Annotated in this window: 24 protein-coding genes and 2 pseudogenes; 12 read left to right on the top strand and 14 right to left on the bottom strand. The window is 60.1% G+C overall.

The features are described from left to right. Nucleotides 1-16 precede the first annotated feature (16 nt). From ybeY to FPB55_RS22665, 6 genes are all read right to left on the bottom strand, one after another. On the bottom strand, nucleotides 17-490 hold the full coding sequence (gene ybeY / locus FPB55_RS22690) for an rRNA maturation RNase YbeY (protein WP_144189378.1): 474 nt from the start codon (nucleotides 488-490) through the stop codon (nucleotides 17-19). Next, a complete protein-coding gene (locus FPB55_RS22685) occupies nucleotides 483-1,481 on the bottom strand; it encodes a PhoH family protein (protein WP_009685398.1) in 999 nt (332 codons plus the stop codon). The genes ybeY and FPB55_RS22685 overlap by 8 nt, the downstream gene beginning before the upstream one ends. Before the next feature lie 138 nt (nucleotides 1,482-1,619). Beyond that, nucleotides 1,620-2,165: a tetratricopeptide repeat protein gene (locus FPB55_RS22680; protein ID WP_029884758.1), complete on the bottom strand. Its 546-nt coding sequence runs from the start codon at nucleotides 2,163-2,165 to the stop codon at nucleotides 1,620-1,622. Nucleotides 2,166-2,360: 195 nt separating this feature from the next. Next, nucleotides 2,361-3,644, bottom strand: a complete 1,284-nt coding sequence (gene hemL, locus FPB55_RS22675) for a glutamate-1-semialdehyde 2,1-aminomutase (RefSeq protein WP_009685400.1) — start codon at nucleotides 3,642-3,644, stop codon at nucleotides 2,361-2,363. Between the two features lie 14 nt (nucleotides 3,645-3,658). After that, nucleotides 3,659-4,282 (bottom strand): thiamine phosphate synthase, encoded by a 624-nt coding sequence (thiE, locus tag FPB55_RS22670; RefSeq protein ID WP_144189376.1) that lies wholly within the window; start codon nucleotides 4,280-4,282, stop codon nucleotides 3,659-3,661. Between the two features lie 13 nt (nucleotides 4,283-4,295). After that, entirely contained in the window at nucleotides 4,296-5,093 is a 798-nt protein-coding gene (locus FPB55_RS22665) for a hydroxymethylpyrimidine/phosphomethylpyrimidine kinase (protein WP_029884760.1), read from the bottom strand. 265 nt (nucleotides 5,094-5,358) lie between these two features. Here FPB55_RS22665 and FPB55_RS22660 point away from each other — a divergent pair, with 265 nt between their 5' ends. Both FPB55_RS22660 and FPB55_RS22655 read left to right on the top strand, forming a co-directional pair. After that, nucleotides 5,359-7,347 carry a hybrid sensor histidine kinase/response regulator gene (locus tag FPB55_RS22660; protein WP_054911686.1) on the top strand — a complete coding sequence of 663 codons (1,989 nt, stop codon included), beginning with the start codon at nucleotides 5,359-5,361 and terminating at the stop codon, nucleotides 7,345-7,347. A gap of 473 nt (nucleotides 7,348-7,820) precedes the next feature. After that, complete coding sequence (locus FPB55_RS22655; RefSeq protein ID WP_144189374.1) at nucleotides 7,821-8,081, top strand: DUF3077 domain-containing protein; 261 nt, start codon at nucleotides 7,821-7,823, stop codon at nucleotides 8,079-8,081. A 757-nt stretch (nucleotides 8,082-8,838) separates the two neighbouring features. Here the strand turns inward: FPB55_RS22655 and FPB55_RS22650 are convergent. The 3 genes and pseudogenes from FPB55_RS22650 to FPB55_RS26935 form a co-directional block, all read right to left on the bottom strand. Further along, a complete protein-coding gene (locus tag FPB55_RS22650) occupies nucleotides 8,839-9,219 on the bottom strand; it encodes a hypothetical protein (RefSeq protein WP_144189372.1) in 381 nt (126 codons plus the stop codon). A 4-nt stretch (nucleotides 9,220-9,223) separates the two neighbouring features. Beyond that, on the bottom strand, nucleotides 9,224-10,183 hold the full coding sequence (locus tag FPB55_RS22645; RefSeq protein WP_338725119.1) for a hypothetical protein: 960 nt from the start codon (nucleotides 10,181-10,183) through the stop codon (nucleotides 9,224-9,226). Nucleotides 10,184-10,441: 258 nt separating this feature from the next. Further along, a pseudogene (locus tag FPB55_RS26935) lies at nucleotides 10,442-10,621 on the bottom strand (PAAR domain-containing protein); the annotation flags it as partial. 733 nt (nucleotides 10,622-11,354) lie between these two features. Here FPB55_RS26935 and FPB55_RS22635 point away from each other — a divergent pair. From FPB55_RS22635 to FPB55_RS22625, 3 genes are all read left to right on the top strand, one after another. Then, nucleotides 11,355-13,007, top strand: coding sequence for an acyl-CoA dehydrogenase family protein (locus FPB55_RS22635; protein ID WP_054905921.1), 1,653 nt, complete (start codon nucleotides 11,355-11,357; stop codon nucleotides 13,005-13,007). A gap of 176 nt (nucleotides 13,008-13,183) precedes the next feature. After that, nucleotides 13,184-14,647, top strand: coding sequence for an AMP nucleosidase (gene amn, locus FPB55_RS22630; RefSeq protein ID WP_009685408.1), 1,464 nt, complete (start codon nucleotides 13,184-13,186; stop codon nucleotides 14,645-14,647). Nucleotides 14,648-14,653: 6 nt separating this feature from the next. Further along, nucleotides 14,654-15,292 carry a pseudouridine synthase gene (locus FPB55_RS22625; RefSeq protein WP_029887384.1) on the top strand — a complete coding sequence of 213 codons (639 nt, stop codon included), beginning with the start codon at nucleotides 14,654-14,656 and terminating at the stop codon, nucleotides 15,290-15,292. A 94-nt stretch (nucleotides 15,293-15,386) separates the two neighbouring features. Here FPB55_RS22625 and FPB55_RS22620 read toward each other — a convergent pair whose 3' ends face one another. Both FPB55_RS22620 and FPB55_RS22615 read right to left on the bottom strand, forming a co-directional pair. Continuing rightward, the gene (locus FPB55_RS22620) at nucleotides 15,387-15,590 is read right to left on the bottom strand and encodes a DUF2788 domain-containing protein (protein ID WP_003249787.1); all 204 of its coding nucleotides are present in this window, start codon (nucleotides 15,588-15,590) and stop codon (nucleotides 15,387-15,389) included. A gap of 54 nt (nucleotides 15,591-15,644) precedes the next feature. Beyond that, nucleotides 15,645-16,121, bottom strand: coding sequence for an Lrp/AsnC family transcriptional regulator (locus tag FPB55_RS22615; RefSeq protein WP_003249795.1), 477 nt, complete (start codon nucleotides 16,119-16,121; stop codon nucleotides 15,645-15,647). 395 nt (nucleotides 16,122-16,516) lie between these two features. Here FPB55_RS22615 and FPB55_RS22610 point away from each other — a divergent pair, with 395 nt between their 5' ends. Then, on the top strand, nucleotides 16,517-17,305 hold the full coding sequence (locus tag FPB55_RS22610) for a DUF6515 family protein (protein WP_144189368.1): 789 nt from the start codon (nucleotides 16,517-16,519) through the stop codon (nucleotides 17,303-17,305). 13 nt (nucleotides 17,306-17,318) lie between these two features. On the opposite strand, the gene FPB55_RS22605 is transcribed toward FPB55_RS22610, so the two are convergent. Together FPB55_RS22605 and FPB55_RS22600 are read right to left on the bottom strand one after the other, a co-directional pair. Then, nucleotides 17,319-18,188, bottom strand: a complete 870-nt coding sequence (locus FPB55_RS22605) for a cation diffusion facilitator family transporter (RefSeq protein ID WP_174824166.1) — start codon at nucleotides 18,186-18,188, stop codon at nucleotides 17,319-17,321. A 24-nt stretch (nucleotides 18,189-18,212) separates the two neighbouring features. Continuing rightward, complete coding sequence (locus FPB55_RS22600) at nucleotides 18,213-18,632, bottom strand: polyribonucleotide nucleotidyltransferase (RefSeq protein ID WP_144189366.1); 420 nt, start codon at nucleotides 18,630-18,632, stop codon at nucleotides 18,213-18,215. Nucleotides 18,633-18,748: 116 nt separating this feature from the next. Here FPB55_RS22600 and FPB55_RS22595 point away from each other — a divergent pair. Beyond that, a pseudogene (locus FPB55_RS22595) lies at nucleotides 18,749-19,129 on the top strand (DEAD/DEAH box helicase); the annotation flags it as partial. 263 nt (nucleotides 19,130-19,392) lie between these two features. Here FPB55_RS22595 and FPB55_RS22590 read toward each other — a convergent pair. Further along, nucleotides 19,393-20,004, bottom strand: coding sequence for a TetR/AcrR family transcriptional regulator (locus FPB55_RS22590; protein WP_033690910.1), 612 nt, complete (start codon nucleotides 20,002-20,004; stop codon nucleotides 19,393-19,395). A 145-nt stretch (nucleotides 20,005-20,149) separates the two neighbouring features. Here FPB55_RS22590 and FPB55_RS22585 point away from each other — a divergent pair, with 145 nt between their 5' ends. From FPB55_RS22585 to FPB55_RS22565, 5 genes are all read left to right on the top strand, one after another. Further along, nucleotides 20,150-21,412: a serine hydrolase gene (locus FPB55_RS22585; protein WP_144189364.1), complete on the top strand. Its 1,263-nt coding sequence runs from the start codon at nucleotides 20,150-20,152 to the stop codon at nucleotides 21,410-21,412. 107 nt (nucleotides 21,413-21,519) lie between these two features. After that, complete coding sequence (locus FPB55_RS22580; RefSeq protein ID WP_115294835.1) at nucleotides 21,520-22,854, top strand: hypothetical protein; 1,335 nt, start codon at nucleotides 21,520-21,522, stop codon at nucleotides 22,852-22,854. Nucleotides 22,855-22,890: 36 nt separating this feature from the next. Beyond that, the gene (locus tag FPB55_RS22575; RefSeq protein ID WP_125855123.1) at nucleotides 22,891-23,988 is read left to right on the top strand and encodes a polyamine ABC transporter substrate-binding protein; all 1,098 of its coding nucleotides are present in this window, start codon (nucleotides 22,891-22,893) and stop codon (nucleotides 23,986-23,988) included. Nucleotides 23,989-24,011: 23 nt separating this feature from the next. Further along, nucleotides 24,012-24,500, top strand: a complete 489-nt coding sequence (locus FPB55_RS22570) for a DUF3237 domain-containing protein (protein WP_033690911.1) — start codon at nucleotides 24,012-24,014, stop codon at nucleotides 24,498-24,500. 87 nt (nucleotides 24,501-24,587) lie between these two features. Continuing rightward, nucleotides 24,588-25,754, top strand: a complete 1,167-nt coding sequence (locus tag FPB55_RS22565) for an MFS transporter (RefSeq protein WP_009685420.1) — start codon at nucleotides 24,588-24,590, stop codon at nucleotides 25,752-25,754. Nucleotides 25,755-26,112: the final 358 nt, after the last annotated feature.

Genomic DNA, 26,112 nt, shown 5'->3' with positions numbered 1-26,112 from the left:
CGTGATCCTTCGTGTATCAGTGTGTGAGGGTGTCGGTTTCATCATCGGCATAGGGGTCGGGGTGACCCAGTTCTGCCAGCAATTCTCGTTCCAGGCCTTCCATCTCCTCGGCTTCCTCATCGTCGATGTGGTCGTAGCCAAGCAGGTGCAGGCAACCGTGGATGACCAGGTGGGCCCAATGCGCGTCTAGCGACTTGCCTTGCTCGCTTGCTTCGCGCTCGACCACCGCCACGCAGATGACCAGGTCGCCCAGTAGCGGGATATCGAGCAGGTCATCGGGTACATCGGCAGGGAACGACAGCACGTTGGTCGCGTAGTCCTTGTGCCGGTAGGTGTGGTTCAGCTCACGGCCTTCGGCTTCGTCGACCAGGCGAATGGTCATTTCCGAGTCGGCGCTGCGCTGGCGCAAGGCCAGCTCACACCAACGGCGGAAGTCATCGTCGCCCGGGGCAGCGGCATCGGTGGCCCGTTGAATGTCGAGTTCAAGCATCTTTGCCGGGTGCCTCAGGCTTGGCCTGGCGGGCATCGAAGCGGTCATAGGCCTCGACGATACGCTGCACCAGTGGATGACGAACCACGTCTTTGGGCTGGAAGTGGGTGAAACTGATACCCGGCACGTCCCGCAATACTTCGATGACGTGTGCCAGCCCCGACTTGGTGCCACGGGGCAGGTCGACCTGGGTGATGTCGCCGGTGATCACCGCGGTAGAGCCGAAGCCGATGCGGGTCAGGAACATTTTCATCTGCTCGAGCGTGGTGTTCTGGCTTTCGTCGAGGATGATGAAGCTGTTGTTCAGGGTGCGGCCGCGCATGTATGCCAGCGGGGCGATCTCGATGACCTGGCGCTCGATCAGCTTGGCCACGTGCTCGAAGCCGAGCATTTCGTACAAGGCGTCATACAGCGGGCGCAGGTACGGGTCGATCTTCTGCGCCAGGTCGCCAGGCAGGAAGCCAAGCTTTTCGCCTGCCTCGACCGCCGGGCGTACCAGCAGGATACGGCGCACCTGCTCGCGCTCCAGTGCATCCACGGCGCAGGCCACTGCCAGGTACGTCTTGCCGGTACCGGCCGGGCCGATGCCGAAGTTGATGTCGTTGGCGAGGATTTCCTTGACGTAGCGCTGCTGGTTCAGACCACGCGGGCGGATATTGCCCTTGCGGGTGCGCAGCGACACGCTGACTTCGTTGACGGCCGGGTTGTCGATGTGCTCGACGGCCGACTCCTGCAGGTACAGGTGCACGGTTTCCGGCGACAGGTCAGTGGCCTTGGTCTCACGGTAGAGACGGCGCAGCAGCTGTTCGGCCGCAGAGGTTGTCTTGGGTTCGCCGATCAGTTCGAACTGATTGCCACGGTTGCGGATTTCGATGGCCAGGCGCTGTTCGATCAGGCGCAGGTGCTCGTCGAACTGGCCGCACAAGTTGGCGAAACGGTTGGCCTCGAAAGGTTCGAGGATGAAACGATGGGGTTCTATGGGTGCGTTCAAGGTCGTTTTTAGCCGCTCGACGGCAATGGAGTTGAACTCAAGAATAACCCTTGAATGGCAGTGGCGAAAGCACTGAAACGATCAAGGGTATGTTCGCCCCTGCACCGGGCGCGTGTACCCATGCTGGCGTACTGGCGGTCAGGGCAACGGCGAGAACGGCGTGCGCCCTTCGGCGTTCTGCAGTTCCAGCAGGTATTTGCGGAAAATCTGGCCGAGCACCTGGGTGGCATGCTCCAGGTCGTCGCGAGGCATTTGCTCGGTGACTTCGTCGGCCATGTCCAGCGCGTCTTCGGCACCGTTGACCGCGGCCATTTTCAGCAGGATGTACGCCTGCACATTATTGGCCTTGACCCCTTCGCCATGGAAGAACATGGCCCCCAGGCGATACTGGGCATCGGCCTGGCCTTGCAGCGAGGCTTTCTGGAACCAGTCCAGGGCTTTGTTCAGGTTCTTGGGGGTTTGCGTGTAGTAGTACTCGCCCAGTTCGAACTGCGCCTGGGCGTCCCCCGCGCTGGCGGTCTGCTCGCAGGCCTTGAGGGCGTTTGCCAGGTCTTCAGGCTGAACGTTCAAGGTGCAGCGCCCCGTTGCCGGAATGAGCAACGAGTTACCGCCCTCCGCCAGGGCCAGCAGGGGCTGAAGAAGCAACAGGCAGCCCAGGGTCAGGGCGCGGCCGGTGCGGTTCATGGGGATCGACTTACCTCTGCAAAGCTGCGGCCAATGTCTCTGGTGGCACATTATGGGATAAGCAGCGCCAACCTTACAAAGTTTTACTCGAATTTCTGCTTGGTTGGGGAAGTCAGCTGATTGTGCATGAATAATTGTTGCCTGTACCGGCCTCTTTGCGGGTGATCCCGCGAAGATCCCGGTACAGGCAAAGCATCACTTCAGGGCAGCAAACGCCTTCTCAGCCGCATCCAGGGTGATCTGCAACTCCTTGTCGCCATGGGCGATGGAGGTGAAGCCTGCCTCGAACGCGCTCGGTGCCAGGTACACGCCACCGTCGAGCATCAGGTGGAAGAAGCGCTTGAAGCGCTCGGCATCGCTGGCCATCACGTCATCGAAGGTGACGATATCGTCGGCACCGCTGAAGTACAGGCCGAACATGGCACCGGCCTGGGTGGTGACGAACGGCACCCCGGCGGCATCGGCGCGCTGTTGCAGGCCGTCGAGCATGCGGCTGGTGTAGTCGGTCAGCTCGGCGTGGAAGCCGGGGCGGCTGATCAGCTTCAGGGTGGTCAGGCCGGCGGCCATGGCCAGCGGGTTACCCGACAGGGTGCCGGCCTGGTAGACCGGGCCCAGCGGGGCGATGCAGCCCATGATTTCACGCTTGCCGCCGAAGCAGCCGACCGGCATGCCGCCGCCGACGATCTTGCCGAAGGTGGACAGGTCCGGGGTGATGCCGTAATGGCCCTGGGCGCCACCCAGGGAAACGCGGAAGCCAGTCATCACTTCGTCGAAGATCAGCACCACGCCATGCTTGTCGCACTGCTCGCGCAGCCCTTCGAGGAAGCCCGGGGCCGGTGGCACGCAGTTCATGTTGCCGGCCACTGGCTCGACAATGATGCAGGCTACGGTCTGGCCAACTTCGGCCAGGGTCTTCTCGACGGCAGCGATGTCGTTGAACGGCAGGGTCAGGGTGTGCTTGGCGAAGTCGGCTGGCACGCCCGCCGAGCTGGGGACGCCCTGGGTCAGCAGGCCGGAGCCGGCTTTTACCAGCAGGCTGTCCGAGTGGCCGTGGTAGCAGCCTTCGAACTTGATGATGGCATCGCGGCCGGTGTAGCCACGGGCCAGGCGGATGGCGCTCATGGTGGCTTCGGTGCCCGAGCTGACCATGCGCACCATTTCCATCGACGGCACGATCGAGCAGACCAGGTCGGCCATTTCGGTTTCCATGGCCGTTGGCGCACCGTAGGACAGCCCGTGCTGCAGCTGCCTGCGCACCGACTCCAGCACCTCGGGGTGGCCGTGGCCGAGGATCATCGGGCCCCAGGAGCCGACGTAATCGACATAGCGCTTGTCGTCCTCGTCAACGACGTAGGCGCCCTCGGCATGCTTGAAGAACAGCGGCGTACCGCCAACGCTCTTGAAAGCGCGGACCGGCGAGTTGACGCCGCCGGGGATGTGCTTCTGGGCTTGGGCGAACAGGGCTTCGGAACGGGACATGGGAATCTCTCGAATCAGGATGCGAACAAGGCGTTGAAGGCGCGGGCGCGGCGGGTAACTTCCTGCGCGCTGTCGGCACCGAACAGGCCGTGGATCACCGCCAGCAGGTCGGCGCCATGGTCGACCAGCGGGGCGGCGTTGTCGAGGGTAATGCCGCCGATCACCGCGATCGGCAGCTTTACCTGGGCGCGAGTCTGCTCCAGCAGCTCGATACTGGCGGCAGGCGCGCCGGGCTTGGTCACGGAGTTGAAGAAGCGGCCGAAGGCCACGTAGCTGGCACCTTCCTCGGCGGCCTGGGCGGCCAGCGCGAGGCTGGCGTGGCAGGTGGAACCGATGATCGCCTGGCGGCCGAGCAGGGCCCGGGCCGGGGTCAGCGGGCCGTCGGTCTGGCCCAGGTGCACGCCGACGCCCAGGCGCGCGGCCAGTTCGGCGTCGTCGTTGATCAGCAGCTGGGTGCCATAGCGCTCGCACAGCTTCATCAGCGCTTCGGCTTCACGCAGCCGGCGCGCTGCGTCGTCGCTTTTGTCGCGGTACTGCAGCAGGCACACGCCGCCTTCCAGCGCCGCTTCGACATAAGACAGGAAACGGCCGGCAAGCAGTTGACTGTCGGTAATGGCATACAGGCCACGTAGCTTCATGGAAAGCCTCGCTTCAAGCGCAGAAGTCCAGGGGCAGGCGGCGGGGCACGTACTGGCCTTTGCCCAGCTGCTCGGCGTCACGCAGGGTGCGCCAGGTGTAGTCGAGGGCGCTGCGTACGGCACTTTCCAGCTGCTCGCCCAAGGCCAGGCGGCCGGCCAGGGCGCTGGCCAGGGTGCACCCCGAGCCATGGTAGCTGCCTGGCAGGCGCTGGCAGGTCCAGGTGTATTGCTGGCCGTTCTGGGTGTACAGGCGGTTGTGGATTTCGTCTTCGTCGCCGTGCCCGCCGGTAATCAGCAGGTGCTTGCAGAACGGCAAGAGTTTCTCGGCACACGCATCGGCGCTGCCCTCGGGCAGTTCGGCGAGAATGCGCGCTTCAGGCAGGTTCGGCGTGGCGATGGTCGCCAGCGGCAGCAGGCGTTCGCGCAGGGCATAGCCTACTTCATCCTTGCCCAGGCGGCCGCCGCCGCCGGCGCGCAGCACCGGGTCGCAGACCAGCGGCAGGTGCGGGTGGGCGGCCAGCAGCTCGGCCACGGTGTCGACCATGTCGATCGAGCCAAGCATGCCCAGCTTGACCGCGGCAACCGTGGAGTCGGCCAGTACGGCGTTAGCCTGGGCCAGCACCCACTCGCGGTCGAGTACCCGGAAGTCGGAAACATTGACGGTATCCTGCACGGTCAGGGCAGTCACGGCGGGTGCAGCGTGACAGCCTTGGGCGAGCAGGGCTTCGATATCTGCCTGCAAGCCGGCGCCGCCACTTGGGTCGTGGCCGGAGAGACAGAGGACAACGGGGCGGGAGCTGTAGGTATTCATGGTCGGCGAGCTTACCACCAAACCTGTTTGGGAGAATCGTCCGACAAACCGGATTTACTGATCGAATGGTCAGCTTACGGCTTGCATCTTCCATCAAACTATTGATTTAGAAGCCTTTGTTCGAGTTTTGGCATGGCCGATCGCCAGCGGTTACAGCTATGCTAGAGTGCTTGGATAACTCGACAAACGGACTCTGCTGGATCACGTCGTCTCAAACGGATGGGAGGCAACCGCGACGCGACTGCACAGACCAGGCTGGGGCTGTATGCGCTATTTGCTGATTGTGCTTCTGGGGATGCTGCCCGTGCTGGCCGGCGCAGTCGATTTCGACGAGGCTACCCGGCACCTGCCGCTGGGCAAGGTCATGCAGGTTTATGAGGACCCGGATGGCAGTAGCAGCATCGCCCAAGTCAGCGCCCCTGACTTCGCCAGATACTTCCGCCCCCACCCAGATGAGGTGCTGAACGCCGGTTATTCCACTTCGGTGTTCTGGCTCAAGGTCGAGTTGCGCCCGGTTGCGGCGCCCGGTGCTGCGCCCCGGCAGTGGCTGCTGGAACTGGCCTACCCGCCCCTGGATCATCTGGAGCTGTACCTGGCCGATGGCAATGGCGGCTACCGCCTGGCCCAGCGCACCGGCGATGCCTTGCCCTACGACAGCCGGCAGGTGCGCCAGAGCAATTATCTGTTCGAGCTGCCGCTGCCGCCTGGCCAGGTGACTACCGCTTACCTGCGGCTGCATAGCCAGGGCTCGGTGCAGGCGCCGCTGGCGCTATGGGCCCCCGAGGCCTACATCGAGGCGCAACCGACCCGCCTGTATGTGCTGGGCATGATTTATGGCGTGCTGCTGGTGATGCTGGTGTACAACCTGTTCATCTACCTCAGCGTGCGCGACGTCAGCTACCTCTACTACATCCTCTATATCGCCTCGTTCGGCCTTTACCAGGTGTCGGTGAATGGCGCCGGTGTAGCCTACTTCTGGCCGGACAGCCCATGGTGGGCGAATGCCGCGACACCGCTGAGCATCGGTGCTGCCGCGCTGTTCGCCTGCCAGTTCGCCCGCCACTTCCTGCAGCTTGGCAGTATCAGCCGGGGCTTCGATCGGCTATTGCAGCTGTTGATGCTGGGGGGCGTGGCGGTCATGGTGCTGGCCGTGAGCATGGCCTATGGGGTGGCGCTGCGCATGGCCACCCTGCTGGCGCTGCTGTTCACCGTCAGCGTGTTCAGCGCCGGGCTGTATGCCTGGTGGCGCGGGTTGCGCCTGGCGCGTTGGTTCATCATTGCCTGGACGGCGTTCCTGCTTGGTGGCCTGGTCAACACCCTGATGGTGCTGGGCTACCTGCCGAACGTGTTCATCACCATGTATGCCAGCCAACTGGGTTCGGCACTGGAGGTGGCGCTGCTGTCGCTGGCGCTGGCCGACCGCATCAACATCCTGCGCGAGCAGCAGGCGCAGGCCTTGCGTGAAACCGGCCGTACGCTGGAACAACTGAATCTGCAGTTGGCCAGGAGCAACCGGTTGAAGGACGAATTTCTGGCCAGTGTGACCCATGAACTGCGCACGCCGATGAACGGGGTGATTGGCTCGCTGGAATTAATGCATACCTTGCCGATGGAAGGCGAGATGGCCCAGTACCACCGTACAGCGGTCGGTTCGGCGCAGGGCATGATGGACATGGTCGATGCCATCCTTACGCTGTCCGAGCTGCAAGCGGGGCGCCTGCGGGTGCAGCCGGCGCCGTTCAGCCTGCGTACTTTGTTGCAGAGCCTGCGCGCCGGTTATGCCGGCCAGGCATTGGCCGAGGGCCTGTACCTGAGCCTGGATATCCCGGCCGATTTGCCGGATGGGTTACTGGGTGACGGGCCCAAGCTGGCGCGTTGCCTGGGGTGCCTGGTGGATAACGGGTTGAAGTTCACCCATCAGGGCGGCGTGGTGATCCAGGTGCGCGGGCGCCGGGTGGGGCCGGATGACATGGCGCTGACCTTCACTGTCAGCGACAGCGGTATCGGCTTCGATGACCTGGACCAGGCGACGTTGTATCAGCGGTTCTTCCAGGTAGATGGCTCGATGACCCGGCGCTATGGCGGGTTGGGGATCGGGTTGTCGATCTGCCGGCAGATGGGCGAGTTGCTGGGTGCGCGGTTGGCGCATGAGTCGACGCGTGGGTTGGGGAGCCGGTTTGAGTTGAGTTTGAATATGGCGGTTTCGCAGGGGCAGGTGCCGGTGGGTATCTTGCAGAAGCGTCGTTCGGTTTAAGGGGGGTGGGGGGGCTGGAGGGTGTTCGCCGAGATATTTTTAGCGCCTGTGAGATCGAGCGCCGCCCGCGCGGCGCTCGGTCTCACAGGCGCTGAAGATCTTATGGCGAACACCTGTCAGCCCTGATGCCGTCCTCGGCCATGCCCCCAGCAACCTACAACAATTCCAGACTCTTCCTACGTCTCAGCACTGGAAACTCCACCCCCTGCGAAATACCCTACAACCTCTGTCGACACGCGTCTGATTGCTCCTGCAAATCCCGCCCTCTAGGCTTTGCCTATCGCTGACGGTTCAGCGATCGGGTGTGGAAACCTGGCAGGGCATATGATGATTGTTGACATGACAGCTGTACGCGGGAGGCTTTCGGGCCTACCGGGTTTTCATCATATGCCTGGTTTTCCACCCCGTGTGCAGCTGTCACCCTAAAGTGTGGAAACGGAGGGGTGGCACATAACTCATATGATGACCAATCCATGATCGAAGAAACCAAAACCACCCCCGGCGTCACCTACTTCTTCCAGGGCGAAGGCCAAACCCACCCCCTGTTCCGCATCGCCGAGGGCATCCCCTGCCGCAGCGCCCGTGAGCAGGCCTCTGAACTGATGGGCTATGCACGCGATCTTTCGCTGACCGGTTTGATGGATGGCGACCAGCAGATGATGTGGGCATCGCATTACTTCGCAGCGATGGCGAAAGCGCTGTTGGATGATGCCGAGTTGGGTTTGATGCGCTGACCTTTGTATTGGCTGGGCCGGCCCATTCGCGGGCATGCCCGCTCCCACAGGGATCGTACTTCGTTCAAATTATGCACAATTCCTGTGGAAGCGAGCGTGCCCGCGAACAGCGGTGTAGCTGGTGCCGTCCTGTCCTTCGAAATTTATCTTCGGCTGACTTATTTGGGCGGACTCTCATCGTACTGGCTAGCTGTATATGAGGTAAGTTATGCCAAACCAGACTGCGCCTAGGTAGGGTAGCCAGTTACTGATCGTGGCTGTATTCTTAAATGCTTCGGGAGGTTGTCAATATCTTTTCGGTCTAGTTTGTTGTGAGGGATGTGCAGGTTTTTATTGGCCAGAAAAGTATGGCAGATACGACTCCTACTAACTGTAGTCGGGAGCGAAGATTTTGTTTGCCCCATAAGGCAATACTTAATTTCAGCCAGTAACTGCTTGGTATTGCTGAAATCATTTTTTCTAGAGCTTTCGCTTGCGCCAAGCGAATACAGAATGCCAGTCCGATCATGATCATGAAGCATGACGTCGTCGCCATGAAAAATTCCATGGCTTTCGCTGAAAATTCCATAATATTCTCACCTGTTCTGTATATTATCTGCGACGGTCAGTTCCCCCATACATTCTTGAAATGTGATGCAGCGCGGAACGATGTAGCAGCCAGGCACCTCACGAACAAGCTCATGTACCCTTGATTGACCAGCACAAGCGACTGGGCAATATCCAATTAGGTACAATGTCGAACAATGTTGCTTGTGGGTTATAAATAATTCAATTTGATTAACGTGGCGGCTATTGTTAGCCATAACAAGCTTGTCACCAGTAGCCAGAACGAAATGCGCATTCTGACCTTCAGGTAGTAAGGAAATCTAGACGCATCTGTTTCATCAAGAAGGTTTCTTTTCAAGAAAAACTTAGGGTGCAATGCAATGCCGGTCAGGGTGGAGACAATTGACATTCGAGAATGAAAGCTTTTATTGCTCCATATCTCTGTTGCAGTTTTTAGGCATGAGCTTCTTCTCAAGGCTTGTTCTAATATTCGGTAGTTTTGGATGCGAGCGAGATTTGCTGTCATGGCTAGTCCGATCAGTGCAAGTGCAAAAGGTGTCGCGACAAAGGCAAGGCGCCATATCAATTCCATATGATCATTCGTGCTCGATAAATTCATATAGCTCCTCGCCGATGTACTCTCCAGCGTTCATGCCTGCGACACTTCCGGCAAGAGACCCTGTTCCCACCATTACAATGGAGCATACAGTTCCGCTTACGGCTCCGAAACTGACGCAAGCAAAGCCGGCTGCGAATTTCCCAATGGATGCACCTACGCCGCCACCTGTTAGGCCTCCTGAAAAACTTCCTGCCTCGGTAAAACTGAGTCTTTTACATGCAGCGGTGTCCCCCGATTTGCAGGCTTCTTGAACCTTTAGTAATGATGATCCACCACCCAAAGCTATGCCTACATACCCTCCAGCTTTCAGGTATTTAGACATGCTTGCTACTTTTTCGAGGTGTGTTGAGTATCCCGGAATATTCCCAGGTGCTCCAGCTTTACTCCAATGATGAACAAGGCTACGACTAGAGATCCCCAAACCCCGCCGTAAGGTATCGTGACTGCCAAGCTCCATCCGTTTGTTCAGAAGGCCGGCCCTCAATTTGGCACTTAGCTGATTAAACAATTCTTTGCGTTCAGCAAAAAATTCAGGACTACGCAAATGCCCATGTTTCGTAAACTGCTGCTGATGCAGCTTTTCAATATTACGCAGTGTTGTACCCAGTTCCTCCAATGACCTAGCCATCATGGCCTCGCTTACCCCCATCGCCAGGCTAGCATCGCTCAGCAAGCCGGCAATATCCGCCTGGTGGCGCATCATGAAGTTGGCTTCCTCGGGTGTCAGACTTGCCAACGCTTCGCGTGCGAATTCCGCCGCACTCATCGCGTGCAGTTCCTGGCGAGTGCAGGCGTGCCCGTTGCGTGGGTCGCCAATAATGAAAATTTCCCCTGCTTTGAACCCCTGCTGGTAAGTCGGGTTGAGCCGTTTCAACATTGCACCCGGCAGGATGGATTCCGTGTCTCTGAGGTTGGCCAAAACCTGCTCGTAAGACATGCTGCGGGGAACGATGTAGAACCCAGGCTCCATGCCTGGTGGCGTGGACGAAGGCTGAGCCACTGCTGGCTGATAGGTGCTTGTGCTCGGGCTACGCGCCTGAGCCTGCGCGGGTGCCTCACGAAGAGGCTCAGGTGCTGGTGCCCTGTGCGACGCCGGTGTTGCTGACCCACCGGTAACCACGCGATTGCTGCCCTGTGGGCACCCGCATTGCACAAGTGCGCCGTCCAGAGCCGTAGGAATACCGTCCTGCCGCCAGCGGGACTCGCCCTCAACGATGGTGCCCGCTTGCCCACATAGCGGGCAGGGCGTGGTCGGGTCGCCTAGCAGCAGCCAATTGCGGCCATGCACACGGCCCCTGGCCTGGCTGGCAATGCAGATGGCGCCTGTGGTGGTGTGGTCGCCGTCCAAGCCTTGGTATCGGCCAAAGATGTTCATGCGCAGGCTCATGGCTCGCCTTTTTTCGAGGTGGGAGCCATGAACCTAGCAGGCTGTGGGCGGGTTTTTTGGGGGTGTGGAGGCTTTAGGAAGGCGCCTACAGTGAATAGGGAATTGGACTACATGCTTGTTGGGCGTGGCGCTCCCGCTGTAAGCCGGGGATGGCTGACAGGTGTTCGCCGAGATATTTTTAGCGCCTGTGAGATCGAGCGCCGAAGCGTTCGCCGCGACACATTCAGCGCCTGTGAGATCGAGCGCCGAAGCGTTCGCCTCGACACATTCAGCGCCTGTGAGATCGAGCGCCGCCCGCGCGGCGCTTCGCGGGTAAACCCGCTCCTACGTTTGTTTCGGGCCAGTATTGCCTGTGCCGGACGCGCGCGACCGCCTTGTTTTTACTACGCGATATCGTGGTGGGCGCCAGGGCGTTCGCGCGCAAATCCCCCAGGCATGATTGGCCCGAAACAAATGTGGAGCGGGTTTACCCGCGAAGCGCCGCGCGGGCGGCGCTCGATCTCGCAGGCGCTGAATGTGTCGAGGCGAACGCTTCGGCGCTCGACCTCACCCGCGCCGCAGATCTTATGGCGAACACCTGTCAGCCCAGATGCAGGCTCAAGACATGCATCTGCACCCCATGCCCCCACCACCACACCTTTAGTCACGAATGCCACTTTGCCAACCCCGCAGGCAGTGCTTCACTGGGTCTTTCAAGCCTACCCGGATCCAGGAGCCTCCGATGAACCTGCACCAGTACGCTGAAACCCACGAAGTCACCAACCAGCCACCGTCCCTCGACGGTGCCAACCTTTACCGCCTCGACCTGCCACTCCAGGAGTGGTCGCGGCGTTTCGGCGCGGGCTGGGCGCAGTCGCGGATCGATGCCTACGGCGCCCTGGCCGGGGGGCCGCTGATGCAGGCTGGCTTTCTGGCCAACGCCCACAAACCCGAATTCAGCAGCCACGACCGCTACGGCCATCGCATCGACCTAGTCGAGTTCCACCCGGCCTACCACGAACTGATGCGCACCGCGATCGAGCACGGCCTGCCGTCGCTGCCATGGGCAGAGCCCCGCCCCGGGGCGCATGTGGCGCGGGCATCCATGACCTACCTGCACAGCCAGGCCGAAGCCGGCAGCGGCTGCCCGTTGACCATGACCTTCGCCGCCGTGCCAGCCCTGCGCTTGCAACCCGAGCTGGCCGAGTACTGGCTACCGAAAATCCTCGCCTGCGAGTATGACCCGCGCAATGTCGGCGACCGGCACAAGGCCGGGGTCACCCTGGGTATGGCGATGACCGAAAAACAGGGCGGCACCGATGTGCGGGCCAACACCACCCGGGCCTACCCGGTCGGGGCGCCGGGCCCGGGTCAGGCCTACGAGCTGGTCGGCCACAAGTGGTTCTGTTCGGCGCCGATGTGCGATGCCTTCCTTACCCTGGCGCAAACCGAAAAGGGGCTGAGTTGTTTCCTGCTGCCGCGCCACCGCCCGGATGACAGCCGCAACCAGTTCTATATCCAGCGCCTGAAGAACAAGCTGGGCAACAGCTCGAACGCCTCCAGCGAGGTGGAGTTTCGCGGGGCGTTGGCGTGGATGATCGGCGAAGAAGGGCGCGGTGTGCCGACCATCATCGAAATGGTCGCCATGACCCGCTTCGATTGCATGGTCGGCTCCAGTGCGCTGATGCGCCAGGCGCTGACCCAGGCTACCCACCACTGCGCGTACCGCAAGGTCGGTGGGCGCGTGTTGAATGAGCAGCCGCTGATGCAGAACGTGCTTGCCGACCTGGCCTTGGAGAGCGAGGCTGCGCTCGCCCTCAGCCTGCGCATGGGTCAGGCGCTGGAGCAGCTCGAAGATCCGCAGCAGGCGCACTTCGCCCGCCTGGTGACGGCAGTGGGCAAGTACTGGATCTGCAAGCGTGCGCCGGCCATGATCAACGAAGCCGCCGAATGCCTGGGCGGTGCCGGTTATGTGGAAGACAGCATCCTGCCCCGGCTGTACCGCGAAGCACCGGTGAACTCGACCTGGGAAGGCTCGGGCAATGTGCAGTGCCTGGATGTGCTGCGGGCCCTTTCCAAGGAACCGGGGGTGCTCGATGCCTTGTTCGCCGAGCTGGGCGATGGGCATGGCGACCCACGTTTGGCGGCGCATATCGGCAACCTCAAGGGGGCGTTTGCCGATACTGGCGACATGCAGTACCGCGCGCGGCAACTGACCGAGGATATTGCCCTGGCGTTGCAGGCCAAGCTGTTGCTGGAGGCGGGCAATGCGTTGGTGAGTGATGCGTTCATTGGCAGCCGGTTGGCGGGGGGCGGCCGGGTGTATGGGGCGTTGCCGCGTGGTGTGGATGTGCAGGCATTGGTGGCGCGGGCGACGCCAGCCTGGGCGAATTGATTCGGCTTCTTCGCGGGCATGCCCGCTCCCACAAGATCTTCATGGATGTCCCGGGCGGTGCCGTACCTGTGGGAGCGGGCGCGCCCGCGAAGGATCCAGCACCGATCAATGGGGATGTATTTAGCCAAGAAGGCAGGCAAGATGGTTCACATGCATGTCCAGACAGGAAGCACAGTGTGAGCCACGCTTTTGTAGTCGTTGATACCCCCGAACAGGCCGTCGATCGTCTGGCGGCCCTGCATGAACAAGCCACCGGTGCCCTAAGCCTTGCGCTCAAGCGTTATCTGAAAGACCGCACCGAACCCGACGCCGAGCAGCGCGACCTGTTCCGCTACCCGGCCCTGCGCCTGACCTACTACAGCCATGGCGAAGTCGCCGCCACCACGCGCGCCTATGCCAAGGTGCAGGTGGCCGGCACCTACAGCGTCACTGTCACCCAGCCCGCGGCGTTCCGTGGTTATCTGCTGGAGCAACTGCGCCCGCTGATGCACGACTACACCGTTACCGTAGAAGTGGGCGTCAGCGAACAGAATATCCCTTACCCCTATGTGGTCGACCAGGGTGACGAACTGGCCGGCAGCGGCATCACCGCCGCGCAGTTGGCGCGGGTGTTCCCCAGCACCGACCTGTCGGCCGCCACCGACAATATCGCCGACGGCCTGTACGACTGGGATCATGCCGACGTGTTGCCGCTGGCACTGTTCGATGCCGCACGCGTCGACTTCTCGCTGCGCCGCCTGGTGCATTACACCGGCAGCGACTGGCGCCACATGCAGCCGTGGATCCTGCTGACCAACTACCACCGCTATGTCGACCAGTTCATCAGCCATGGCTTGGAGCAGTTGCGTGACGACCCGCGTTTCGTGCGCATGGTGCTGCCGGGCAACGTGGCCATCGAAAAGGGCATGGACCATGGCGAAGCCCAGGCGCTGGTTGCCAGCGTGGTCTGGCACCGTTACCAGATGCCGGCCTACCACCTGATCGCCGCCGACGGTGACGGCATCACCCTGGTCAACATCGGCGTCGGCCCGTCGAATGCGAAGAACATCACCGACCATCTGGCGGTGTTGCGCCCGCATTGCTGGTTGATGATTGGCCACTGCGGCGGCCTGCGCCAGTCGCAGACCATTGGCGACTATGTTCTGGCACACGCCTACATGCGCCGCGACGGCATTCTCGACCGCGTGGTGCCGCCGAATATTCCGATCCCGGCCCTGGCCGAAGTGCAGTTGGCGCTGCAGGAAGCGGCTGCGCAAGTGACCGGAGAGCGTGGCGAACAGTTGAAGAAGCGCCTGCGCACCGGCACCGTGTTGACCTACGATGACCGTAACTGGGAGCTGCGCTGGGCCCAGGAGCGGCCGCTGATCAACCTCTCACGTGCCGTGGCGGTGGACATGGAAAGCGGCACCATTGCCGCCCAGGGCTATCGCTTGCGGGTACCGTACGGCACCTTGCTGTGCGTGTCCGACAAGCCACTGCACAGCGAGATCAAGCTGCCAGGTTCGGCCAACGCCTTCTATAACCGGGCGGTCAGCCAGCACCTGAAGATCGGCATTGCCGCCCTCGACCTGCTGCGCACCGAGCTCAACTCGTTGCACTCGCGTAAACTGCGCAGCTTCGATGAGCCGCCGTTCCGCTGAGGATCCATGTCACTGCCACCCCGTAACAAGCCGCGCCGCCCCCAGGCGCGGCCTGCCGCCGGCCCGCGTCGCCAGGCCAAAGCGCCGCCGGCCGAGCCCCGCCTGATCCTGTTCAACAAACCGTTCGACGTGCTGACCCAGTTCAGTGACGGCGAAGGGCGGGCGACGCTCAAGGACTTCATCGATATCCCGGGCGTATACCCGGCCGGGCGGCTGGACCGTGACAGTGAAGGCTTGCTGTTGCTGACCAACGATGGCGGGCTACAAGCGCGGATTGCCGACCCTAAGCACAAGCTGGCCAAGACCTACTGGGTGCAGGTGGAAGGTGAGCCGAGCGACGAGCAGTTGCAGCGTTTGCGTGACGGCGTGGAGCTGAACGATGGGCCGACCTTGCCGGCCGAGGCGCGGCGCCTGGCCGAGCCCGCGTTGTGGCCGCGCAACCCGCCGGTGCGTTTTCGCAAGAGCGTGCCGACCAGCTGGCTGGAGCTGGTAATTCGTGAAGGGCGTAACCGCCAGGTGCGGCGCATGACGGCAGCGGTGGGGTTGCCGACCTTGCGCCTGGTGCGGGTACGCATTGGTGACTGGGCGCTCGACGGGTTGGAGCAGGGGTGCTGGCGCGAGGTTCCGGCAAAATTGCAGCGCTAGTGGGGGCCGCTTTGCGGCCCATCGCGACACAAGGCCGCTCCTACAGAACCGCGCAAACCCATGCCTTGGGTCGCGACCTCTGCATTCCCAAGGCCTAAACCCCTTCAAGAAACCCCACCACCACGCTCTTGATGATAAAGGCCAGCACCCCCAGCCCCAGCACGAAGAACAGGATCAGCGTACCGAACTTGCCCGCCTTGGACTTTTTCGCCAGGTCCCAGACGATGAAACCCATGAAACCGATCAGCACGGTGACCAGGATGATCATCATCCACTCTTCGAATACGGCGGGATCCATCGGTGTTCTCCAGGCAGTTTGAGCGCTCGAGTATACGCCCGCAGGCGCGGGCAATTACCGAAGGTGGGTCAATGGCAGCTCGGTGCTGGCCAGCACCTGGTTCAGCACGAAACTCGAACGCACGCTGGTGACGCCTTCGATGCGGGTCAGGCTGCCGAGCAGCAGTTTCTGGTAGTGGTCCATGTCGGGCACCACCACCTTCAACTGGTAGTCGGCATCCATACCGGTGACCAGGCTGCATTCCAGTACCTGAGGCAGGTTGCGGATAGCGGCCTCGAAGGTCTCGAAGCGCTCCGGCGTGTGCCGGTCCATGCCGATCAGCACGTAGGCGGTCAGGCTCAAGCCCAGCTTTTTGCGATCGAGCAGGGCGACCTGGCGGGAGATGTAGCCGTCGTCCTCCAGCTGCTTGACCCGACGCGAGCATGGCGAAGGCGACAAGCCGATGCGCTCGGCCAGTTCCTGGTTGGAAATGCGCGCATCGCGCTGCAATTCGGCGAGGATGCTCAGGTCATAGCGGTCGAGTTTGCTCATGGCATTTGCCTTTTCTGTTCGGATTGCGGCGAATTATCATTCCAGGGTGAAAAATTGCGCAAGTAATATTTATATGAGCAATCTTCGCAATCCGCTGCCGCCAGCTGTCCGGTATCTTTATCAACAGAATCACTGCCCGGACATCAGTCCACGGCGACGCGCCCTAGGCGGGCGGTCGCGGCCAGCCATCCAACCGGATCCGCAGGCCCCCGGGCTACACAGCTTCCAGAAGACGCTGTGAGGTGAGCCGGTGCCACAAGTGCCGAGCACGGACGACAATTCCTGAAGGGAGGCCCTGCGGCCTCCCTTTTTTCATGTCGGTAATTTTAATTGGCCGGCCTGAAGAGCACGGTAGACTGGCTGCCTGCTGCAGTTTACCTACCGAGAGGAATACCATGACGTCGCGCATCTGGCAGTTGGCAGGTGTTGGTTTGCTGGGGTTGGGCATCAGCCTTGGGGCGCTGGCCGAAGGGCCCGGCGACCCTGGGCCCGGTCGGCCGCTGAACGCCCGCGACGAAGTACGCCAGACCCAGCCGCCCCGTCAGGGCTACTACCAGGATATTCCCCGCCGCCATGGCGATGAGCATCGCTGGCAAGCCGGGGGGCCGGGGCCAAGGCCCGGTGGCGACTGGCAGGGGCGCCCGGACGGCCATGGCAATGGCTGGGGGCCGGGGCCGCAGTACCGCCCTGGGCACACGGTCGATCGTTTCCCTGACCGCTACTGGAAAGTGCCCTATCGCGGCCGTGACTACTTCTACTCCGGCGGTTACTGGTACCGCCCGCATGGCGGCAATTACATCGTGGTAACCCCGCCTTACGGGGTGCGGGTCAATTACCTGCCGCCGTATGCACGGGAAGTGTGGGTGGGTGGGGCGTTGTTCTTCCTGGTTGCCGATACCTACTACCAGTACCTGGAAGACAGCCAGGAATATGTGGTGGTCAACCCGCCGCCACCCGCGCCGCCACCGCCGGTTGCGGGCGGCTATGACGTGATGGCGTACCCGATGTATGGCCAAGGCCCGGAGCAGCAGGAGCAGGACCGTTACCAGTGCCACCGCTGGGCGGTCAGCCAGTCAGGCTTCGACCCCGCCACCGCGACTTACGCGCCGCCGCCGAATGTGCTCAGCAATTACCAACGCGCACTGGGGGCCTGCTTCAGCGGCCGAGGGTACAGCGTCAACTGACCCACGCGCAGGTTCAGACCGGGTCGGCATGCACCATCACATCCGCTTGCGGATAACGCTGGCGGATCACCCGCGAGGCCTCCACGCACAGCTCATGGGCATCATGCAGCGGCAACTGCCCGGGCAAATCCAGGTGCAGTTGTACGAACCACTGGTTGCCCGACAGCCGCGTACGCAGGTCGTGCACGCCTTTGACCCCGGGAATGGCCAACACCAGCGCGGCCATTTCCTCGCCCACATCGCCGGGCAGCTCCTTGTCCATCAGGATGGCGATACTCTCGCGCGCGATCTGCAGCGCGCTCCACAGGATGTAGAGGGCAATGCCCAGGCCGAACAGGGCATCCAGCTGCGGCCAGCCGAAACGGGCCAGTAACAGCGCCAGCAGGATGCTGCTATTGAGCAGCAGGTCCGAACGGTAGTGCAGCGAGTCGGCGCGGATCGCCGTGGAGCCGGTCAGGCGGATGACCTTGTACTGGAAGGCCAGCAGGGCGACCGTCAGCACCAGTGACAGCAGCATCACCGCGATACCAATGCTGGTATCACCCAAGGGTTGTGGCGTATGCAGGCGCTCCACCGCCTGCACGCCGATCAATACGGCACTGACGCCGATGAACAGCGCCTGCGCCATGCCGGCCAGGGCTTCGGCTTTGCCATGCCCGAAGCGGTGGTCGTCATCAGCCGGGCGCAGGGCGTAGTGCACGGCCAGCAGGTTGAGGAACGAGGCGACGGCGTCCAGTGCCGAGTCGGTGAGCCCGGCCAGGAGGCTGACCGAGCCGCTCAGCCACCAGGCCAGCGCCTTGCTCACTACCAGGATGCCGGCCACCGCCAGCGAGGCGCGGGTGGCCAGGCGCAACAGGCGCTGGTGTTCAGCCGGGGTGGTTATCATCCGTGGTCAGGTCCTTGTGGTTCAGGCTGCTGGCACCAAGCCAAGGCTGGCCAATTGCTCGACACTGCCGCGGTGCTGGATAAGCCGCGGGTCGTCAAGCGGCAGGCGCTGGCCCAGTTCGGTTTCAAGAATGGCCTGCAGCTTCAGGTTGTCGACCTTGCCATCCGGGCTGACGGCCTGTTGCAGTTTTGCCGGGTCGACTTGGGCGGTGTGGCCGCCTGGGTAGTAGATGGCGCCGGTGGCGAAGTCGATGCCGAAGGCGATCAGCCCGGGGATCACGTAGAAGAGGATGCCGATAGCGTCCATGGCGGCAACCACCGGGTCGATCTTGCCACCGATCTGGCCGCGACGGTCCGGGTAGAAAATGGTGCCGCAGGCGGTCAGTTGGGTCAGCAGGGTAACCACGAGTGCGCTACCGATGGCGCGGGTTGGGATGCGCATGACAATCTCCGAAAGGGTATTCAGCAGGGCAAGCGAAGCGCCTGAGCCTGATGCTAAGACCATGATAGGGCAGGCTGGGTTCGCCGTTATACTCGCCAGACTGTTCGAGGACCACCATGATTTCATTACCCATTGATGCGGCCTTGCCCGCTTTGCGCCAAGCCTTGCAAACCCGCGACGAAGCGGTGCTCGAGGCGCCCCCGGGGGCGGGCAAGACCACCCGTGTGCCGCTGGCGTTGTTGCACGAGCCATGGCTGGCCGGGCAGACCATCCTCATGCTGGAACCCCGGCGCCTGGACGCCCGCGCGGCGGCCGAGCGGCTGGCCAGTGAGCTGGGTGAGCAGGTTGGGCAAACCGTGGGCTACCGCATCCGCCTGGACAGCAAGGTAGGCCCCGGCACCCGTATCGAAGTGGTCACCGAAGGTATTCTTACCCGCCGCCTGCAAGCCGACCCGGCACTGGAAGGGGTGGGCTTGCTGATTTTCGACGAATACCACGTTTTGCCACAATCCCCGGAAACGCATATTTCTTGTCAAACCAAGATTTGAGCCTTGCTGCCCTTTCTTTGCTCTGCTCCTCATCGAGCACCTAAGTGGTGTATCAGGTGATGCAGTCAAGCTGAGCCCGACCCTGCAGCTTTTCCATTCCAGACCAACCCTCGGCGAGGGTCTTTAATCCCACCTCCGGTAGGTGCCACGGGAGGTTCTTCATTGCCGCACGAGCGCTGCTCCGCTCCAGCAACCTCTCACGAAGCCAATGCCTAGCCAGCCTTCATCCCATGGAATAGCAATGAGGTGATTCGCCGGACATTGCTGTTGTGTTCCTCGCGATCTGGATCCGTCGCTTTGACTAGCCTCATCAGCTGGACATGGGAATAGTCGTTCAAGAGGAACGCGGCCAACTCGACGTCCAGATCCGCCCTGAGCTTGCCTGCCTCCTGAAGCGCCCTGAGCACATTTGCAATCTCTCCCTGCAGCTTGTGGTTCATTTGATGGTACGAGTCAGGCAGCCCGACTCCACCGCTCAGCACCAGTGGCAGCAGCTCAGCCCAAATGGGGGCAGGTAAGACTTTGAGGCTGTAGCTGATCAGAAGCGATTCCAGGTGGCACAGCAGATCCACCGGGTCTTCGAACTGGTGCATGACCTCCCGCAGGTCGAGCACTGCGCGCTGATCAGCCTCCTGAAGCAACCCCAGCAGGATCTCCTGCTTGCTCGGGTAGTACTTGAAAACGGTAGGTGACGACACCCCGGCGAGCTTCGCTATCTGGTCAATAGACGTCTGCGCATACCCCTGATCTCTGAACAATTCGATGGCCGCCTCGGAGATGGCCTGGCGGCGCAGCTCCATCTGTCGTTCACGTAATCCACTCACTTGCGCTATCCGGTTGTCCACAGTCGAATGCAGCCTACCAGAAAAGGTGATCCCAATAAAATGTTTTAGTTGACTAAAGTTTTTGTTCGTAATAAATCTTTAGGGCATCTGCACGAACCGCAGAGTCATTTTTCGGGACAGCGTCATGAACGATAACAAGATTGATCATCTGGCCGAGCAGTACCGTAAGGCCAAGCAAGCGGTCATCAGCGGTGGACTTTCAGTCTCTCTGATGCAAGGGTTCCCAGCCACTCCAGATGCCCGGGTGACCTGGGATAACTGGATGCGTCCACCCTACAACCGCTGGGCTTTCAGAAATCTTGCACGCTTGCGCCCAACCATCGATGTCAAAGCTGGGAACGGTGCTCCCAGTGAGTGGAAATGTGCTCCCGGATCACTGGGTGGCTTGGCGTTCGAAAGCGTGATCGGCGAGTCGGTGACGGTTGCTGAGCACCTGCAGGCGAGCCAAACCGACGCCTTCATCGTGGTGCGTAACGGCGAGGTTATGCACGAGGAGTACTTCAATGGTCAGCAGCGCAGCGACCGGCACATCATGTTCTCCGTTACCAAATCGTTGATCGGCATGATCGGTGAAGACTTAGTGTCGTCGGGCATTTTGAACCCGGAGGCTCTGGCCAAGACCTATGTTCCTGAGTTTGGCGACGGTGCCTTCGCAGACGCAACCGTGCAGCAACTGTTCGACATGGCGGTAGGCATCGACTACAGCGAGGTCTATGACGATCCTGCTTCGGAAAGCTCTCAATATGGCTACGCCTGCGGATTTCAGCCGGCGCCGACTGAGTTTTCGCGCTATGAGTCGCTGTACCAGTACATCCCCTCGTTGCGAAAATTGGGTGAGCACGGTGGGTTTTTCCACTACGTGACTGCAACGACTGAGGCGTTAGCGTGGGTGATGGAGCGAGCAAGCGGTCTGTCTTGTTCGGAGCATCTTGAGCGCGTGTGGGGCAAGCTCAGCTGCGAGCGCGATGGCTATTTTATGGCTGACCCTTGGGGGCGCAGTGTGGCTGGTGCCGGCTTCAACGCGACCTTGCGTGACATGGCCCGCTTTGGTCAGTTGATTCTCGATGGCGGCAACCGCAATGGTGAACAGCTCATTTCTCAGAGCGCGATCGAGCGAGTGCTTCGTGGCGCTGACCCTGCTATCTACTCTGCGAACGAAGAGTTCTCCGAGTGGACGCCGGGGGCGTCGTATCGCAGCCAGTGGTATGTCTTCAACGACCACAGTCAAGCCATCATGGCAGGTGGTATCCATGGGCAGTACCTGTTTGTGGATATTCCCTCCAGGACAGTAATCGTCAAGCAATCCTCCCTACCTGAAGCTGTTACCGACCTAGATGCGGATAGCGTGCGGATGCTACGCGCTATTGCAATGCATTTGAGTGTTTAAAAAATAATTAAAGGATGCAGTCGCATCCTCCTGCTTTAGCAGGTTTCGGCGGCATGATTTGCCGCCCAACTGCCCTGTAATACAAAAACAATGCACAGGAGCATCACATGTACCGCACCCCGCGTAATGCCGGAGTATTGCTAGCGCTCGGCCTCGTTTCAGTGAGTCAGTTCACATGGGCCGGTTACAAGTTTGAAGATGGTGATTTAAGTGGAGAGTTTTCATTCTCTGCGGGTGGCTCTACTATCACCGCTCGGAACATTAACTTCGGGGCCGGGGTCAAGGATCTTCGTAGCGGTAAGGATCGTGGTACAAAAACGACTTGGCAAGAAATTTATGTCAAGCCCAAGGTTGCATTTGATTATAAGTTGAATCCTGATCTGAGCTTATTGGCGGGTGGCTCAGTGGTTGCCGCAAGCACCTTTGGGGATGGTGATGCTGGCGGCAACACGCGCAGCTCCGATGGCAGCGCTTCTGTCGAAGAGGCTTACGCAGGCTTCCGGGCTGGGAATTGGAAATTCACGGCTGGCCGTCAGGACTACATGATTGGTACCGGCTTCATCGTCATGGATGGCAACCTTGATACCTTCGGGGACGGCGCGTACTGGCTTGGCCCGCGCACGGCGTTTCGCGATTCTGCTTTGTTGGCCTGGGATGGTGGAGCTGCTCAGGTACAAGCTTTCAGTTTGGCCACCGATGATCATCTGGGCGATTTCCGGATGAATGGGGTCAACCTGGATTATGATGTGGGCGGTGCAGTCGTTCTTGGGGCAACTGCTATGAAGGTCGATGCGCTTGAGGGCCATACCCCTGCACGAGCTGCCCGTGACGGTATGCAGGTCTATAACGTGCGGGCTCTCAAGGCCGTTCACCCGGCTCTGCCCGCTCTGGAACTCAATGGCGAATACGCAGTCCAGCGAGGGAATGGTGACGGCGTTGACTACGACGCCAACGCTTGGTATGCCGAGGCGGATTACACGTTTGATATGCTTCCCTTCGCGCCTGTGCTTGGATACCGTTACACGCACTTTTCGGGTGACTCCGATCTAACTGATAATCGCCAAAAAGCCTGGGATCCTTTAAGTAAAGGGTTTATCGACTGGGGTACCTGGTTGCTCGGTGACGTCGTCGGAAACTATCTCCTGTTCAACACCAACCAGAATGTTCATCAGTTTTCAATCAAGAACCACCTCACTGAAAACCTGACGTTTGGTGTCATCCACTACCAATTCTCGCTTGACGAAAAGAACTATCAAGGAACCCCGGTTGACAAGCGTAGATTTGCGGATGAGACGGCAGTGTACTTAGATTGGACGCCAACGCCTCGCCTTTATACGTCCCTTTCGTATAACTGGGTAAATGCAAAATCCGCTGCAAAACAAGTTTTCGGGGATGACGAGCGTTTCAGTGCGCTTGAACTCTATTTTACGTATCGCTACTGAGTTCAATCAGGCATTATCAATTGCGAGGTGTCGTTCATGAAGCAGGCTTTTTTGCGCAGCGTGTTTGGCGTCGCTGCACTGGCCGTCAGTTCTCTGGCTTGGGCTCAGCCTACCGTCAGGATCTACAACTGGATTGAGTATCTACCACCGCAGGTTCTGAAGGACTTTGAGCAGGAGACAGGCATACGTCCAATTTACGATGTGTTCGATAGCGTTGAAATCCTTGAGTCAAAGTTGTTGACCGGTAACTCGGGCTATGACGTAGTCTTTCCTGGAAGCTCGAACATTGGAAAGCTCATCCAGGCTAAAGCGCTAGAGCCACTTGATCGTGCGCAGCTACCGAACTGGAGTCATTTGGACGAGTCCGTGATGAAAAACCTCGAAGCAGTGGGGGATACGGGGAACCAATATGCCGTTCCGTACCTGCTTGGAACTACGATCATCGGCTACAACGTGGACATGGTTCAGAAGGCGCTCGGCAAAGACGCAGACATGGGTTCGTGGGACGCCATATTCAAACCTGAAAATATTTCCAAGCTCGCCACGTGCGGTGTTGGTTTCCTGGATGCTGCGACAGAGATCATTCCGATTGCCTTGCATTACCAAGGCCTCGATCCAAACAGTCAAAAGGCCAGTGATTACAAGCAGGCCGAGCAGGCAGTTCTGAAAATTCGCCCATATGTGAGCTATTTCAACTCGTCCAGGTATGGCATGGATCTGGCCAACGGGGATATCTGCGCAGCCGTTGGGTGGTCGGGCGGCTTTACTTTGGCCAAGCAACTTGCCAACGTTGCCGGAAAAGGGGTCAAGATCAAGATGGTTGTCCCCAAGGAGGGCGCACCTACCTGGTCAGATGTCATCGCCATTCCTCTGAACGCACCGAATGCTAAGGAGGCTCATGCTTTCATAAACTACATCCTCCGCCCTGATGTGATTGCCAAAATCAGCAATAAGATCGGTTACCAAAATCCAAACAAGGACGCGACTGCTCTGGTAGATGAATCCTTGCGAAACGATCCTACGATCTACATTCCTGAAGCGGAGCGTTCTAACTTGTACGTTCTTGAACCGATACCGTCATCCATCGAGCGCGTACGGACTCGAACCTGGACGTCGATCAAGAGCAATCGATGATTCGGATTGCACGAGAGGAAGTAATGGAAAAGTCCGAGCACGAATCTGTGAGCGTACCTGATTTAAAGTGGGTCATGACCTTGAAGGTTGATATCTCTGTGCATGAGAACTTGGGAGAGTGTTGCGAAGGTTGGCGTAGCAACTACCCGATCACGGGGGGTACCTTTGAAGGCCTGGGTTTTCGTGGGCGTGTTTTGCCTGGGGGAAGTGACCAGTATCTTGAGCGAAGGGACGGCGTAGGGGAGCTGGATGCCCGGTACAGCCTGTTAACGGATGCCGGAGAACTCATCAATATCCACAACACAGGCCGCCTGCTTCTCGACGAGGAAGGACGACGCTTGAGCGCGGAAGGCGTGTGGCCATTGAAGCAAGAGCGCTATCGCTGTACCTGCACACCGGTCTTCCAGGTGGCTAATGGGCCTTTGAGCTGGTTGCGAGATCACGTGTTTATTGGCCATGTCAGCTATCCCGCTGAAGGGCAAGTTCACATTGCCTGTTACCGTTTAGCGTAACAGGCGTCGTCGACATAGGCTGGTCTTATGTATTGAGGCCCACCCTGGTCGTCCGCCAAGCGGCGACCAGCAGGATCTAACAAAAATATGAATACACAATCAGACAACGTCTTGCGCGCAGCCTGCATTCTCATTGCGGCAGGATCCATTCTTGCCGTAGGCATTCAACCGATTTTCATCGGCCTCTTAGTCGAGCGCCTGGGGTTAACGCTCGCTCAGCAAAGCAGCGTCATGTCAGCCGAAATGTGTGGTTCGATTTTTGGCACGTTGGCATGCGTTCCGATCATGCGCCGGTTTAGTGTTCGCACTACGGCACTCTTGGCTGCATCCGCGTTACTCGTAAGCAATCTATTCACTGCTCAGGTTTCTGATGTTTCGATGTTGATGGCGGCTCGTGTCGTTGCCGGAATAGGATCGGGGATCCTGTACGCCTATTCCATTTTCGGCCTCGGAGGGTTGCGCGACCCTGATCGCTCCTATGGGGTGCTGCTGTTCATGCAAACAGCGCTTTTTGCTTTCTCGGCTGCGACAGTACCGCTGATTGCAGGGCGTCTGGGTTTCGGGTGGGCAATCAATTACCTGTCGATCTGGTTCGCCTTGATCTGCTTCGCGTGCATGTTTTTGCCTCGGACAACCGCTCCCAAGCCCAAAAATACAACCGACGCGAATGCGAAGAGTCTTTCGGTCGTTGGGGTGTTCTCCCTTATCGGGATGGTCTTGCTCCAAGTGTCCATCTATTCGCTTTGGGGGTTCGTAGAGGGCATAGGCACTGACGCGGGAATCGGGGCCGTGGAGATCGGTTGGGCCTTGAGCGTCGGTTTGCTGGGTGGTTTGCCCGGAGCCGCATTGCCAAGCCTTCTGGGCAAGAAGCTCGGGCGAGTGCCGATGATTCTTACGGGCTCGACGATCGTATTGGCGGCCATCGTCATGTTTGCAACCGCCATCAGAAGTGCCGTTGATCTGGGGATCGCCGTGTTTCTTATGAACGTTGGCTGGAACCTTGCGCTGTCGTACTACATGTCGTCGGTCGTCGCCCATGATCCAACGGGTCGGCTCACTCGCATGGTGGGGAGCCTGCAAGTCATCTCTGCCGCTGCAGCGCCAACGATTTTGATGGTGCTCATCGGTAACCAAGGTCGGCAGGAGATTTTTACCCTATCGGCGGGCTCGGTGTTGCTGGGCGGTCTATCGATGGCGGTGATGCTGGTACTCAACCGCAGGCGCAAGACCGAAGCTGATTTTGCTATTCAGTAAGGCTGTAGGAATGTCATCCCCCTTTGGGCGGTGGGCGCAGCTCCACTCATGATTAGGGCTAATTGACCTTTAGATCAACTACCTCTATCGGCGCACCCGCCTGAACATGATTCCGGGAGGCAAGGCAGGGCCTCGTTACCTCAGGGAATACTCGATCCTTCGAAAGGGGCAGGTGGTCACTCCGGATGAGCGTGAGGGCATCCTGAAGGCCTGGCTGGATGAGGAGATCAAGACCGCAAGCTACCTCCGCTCAGCCTCGCCGAGCGTTGGCAGGACGATGCATGGGCGTCTGCACAGATCTGCAGCCGTTCTGACCGGCTATCAATCACGCAGATCACGGCCATTCGCGAGCTATCCG

The organism is Pseudomonas sp. BJP69, assembly GCF_007633355.1.
Classification (GTDB): domain Bacteria; phylum Pseudomonadota; class Gammaproteobacteria; order Pseudomonadales; family Pseudomonadaceae; genus Aquipseudomonas; species Aquipseudomonas juntendi.
Note: the sequence above shows the minus strand (reverse complement) of the source record. Positions and strands in the feature narration are given on the sequence as shown.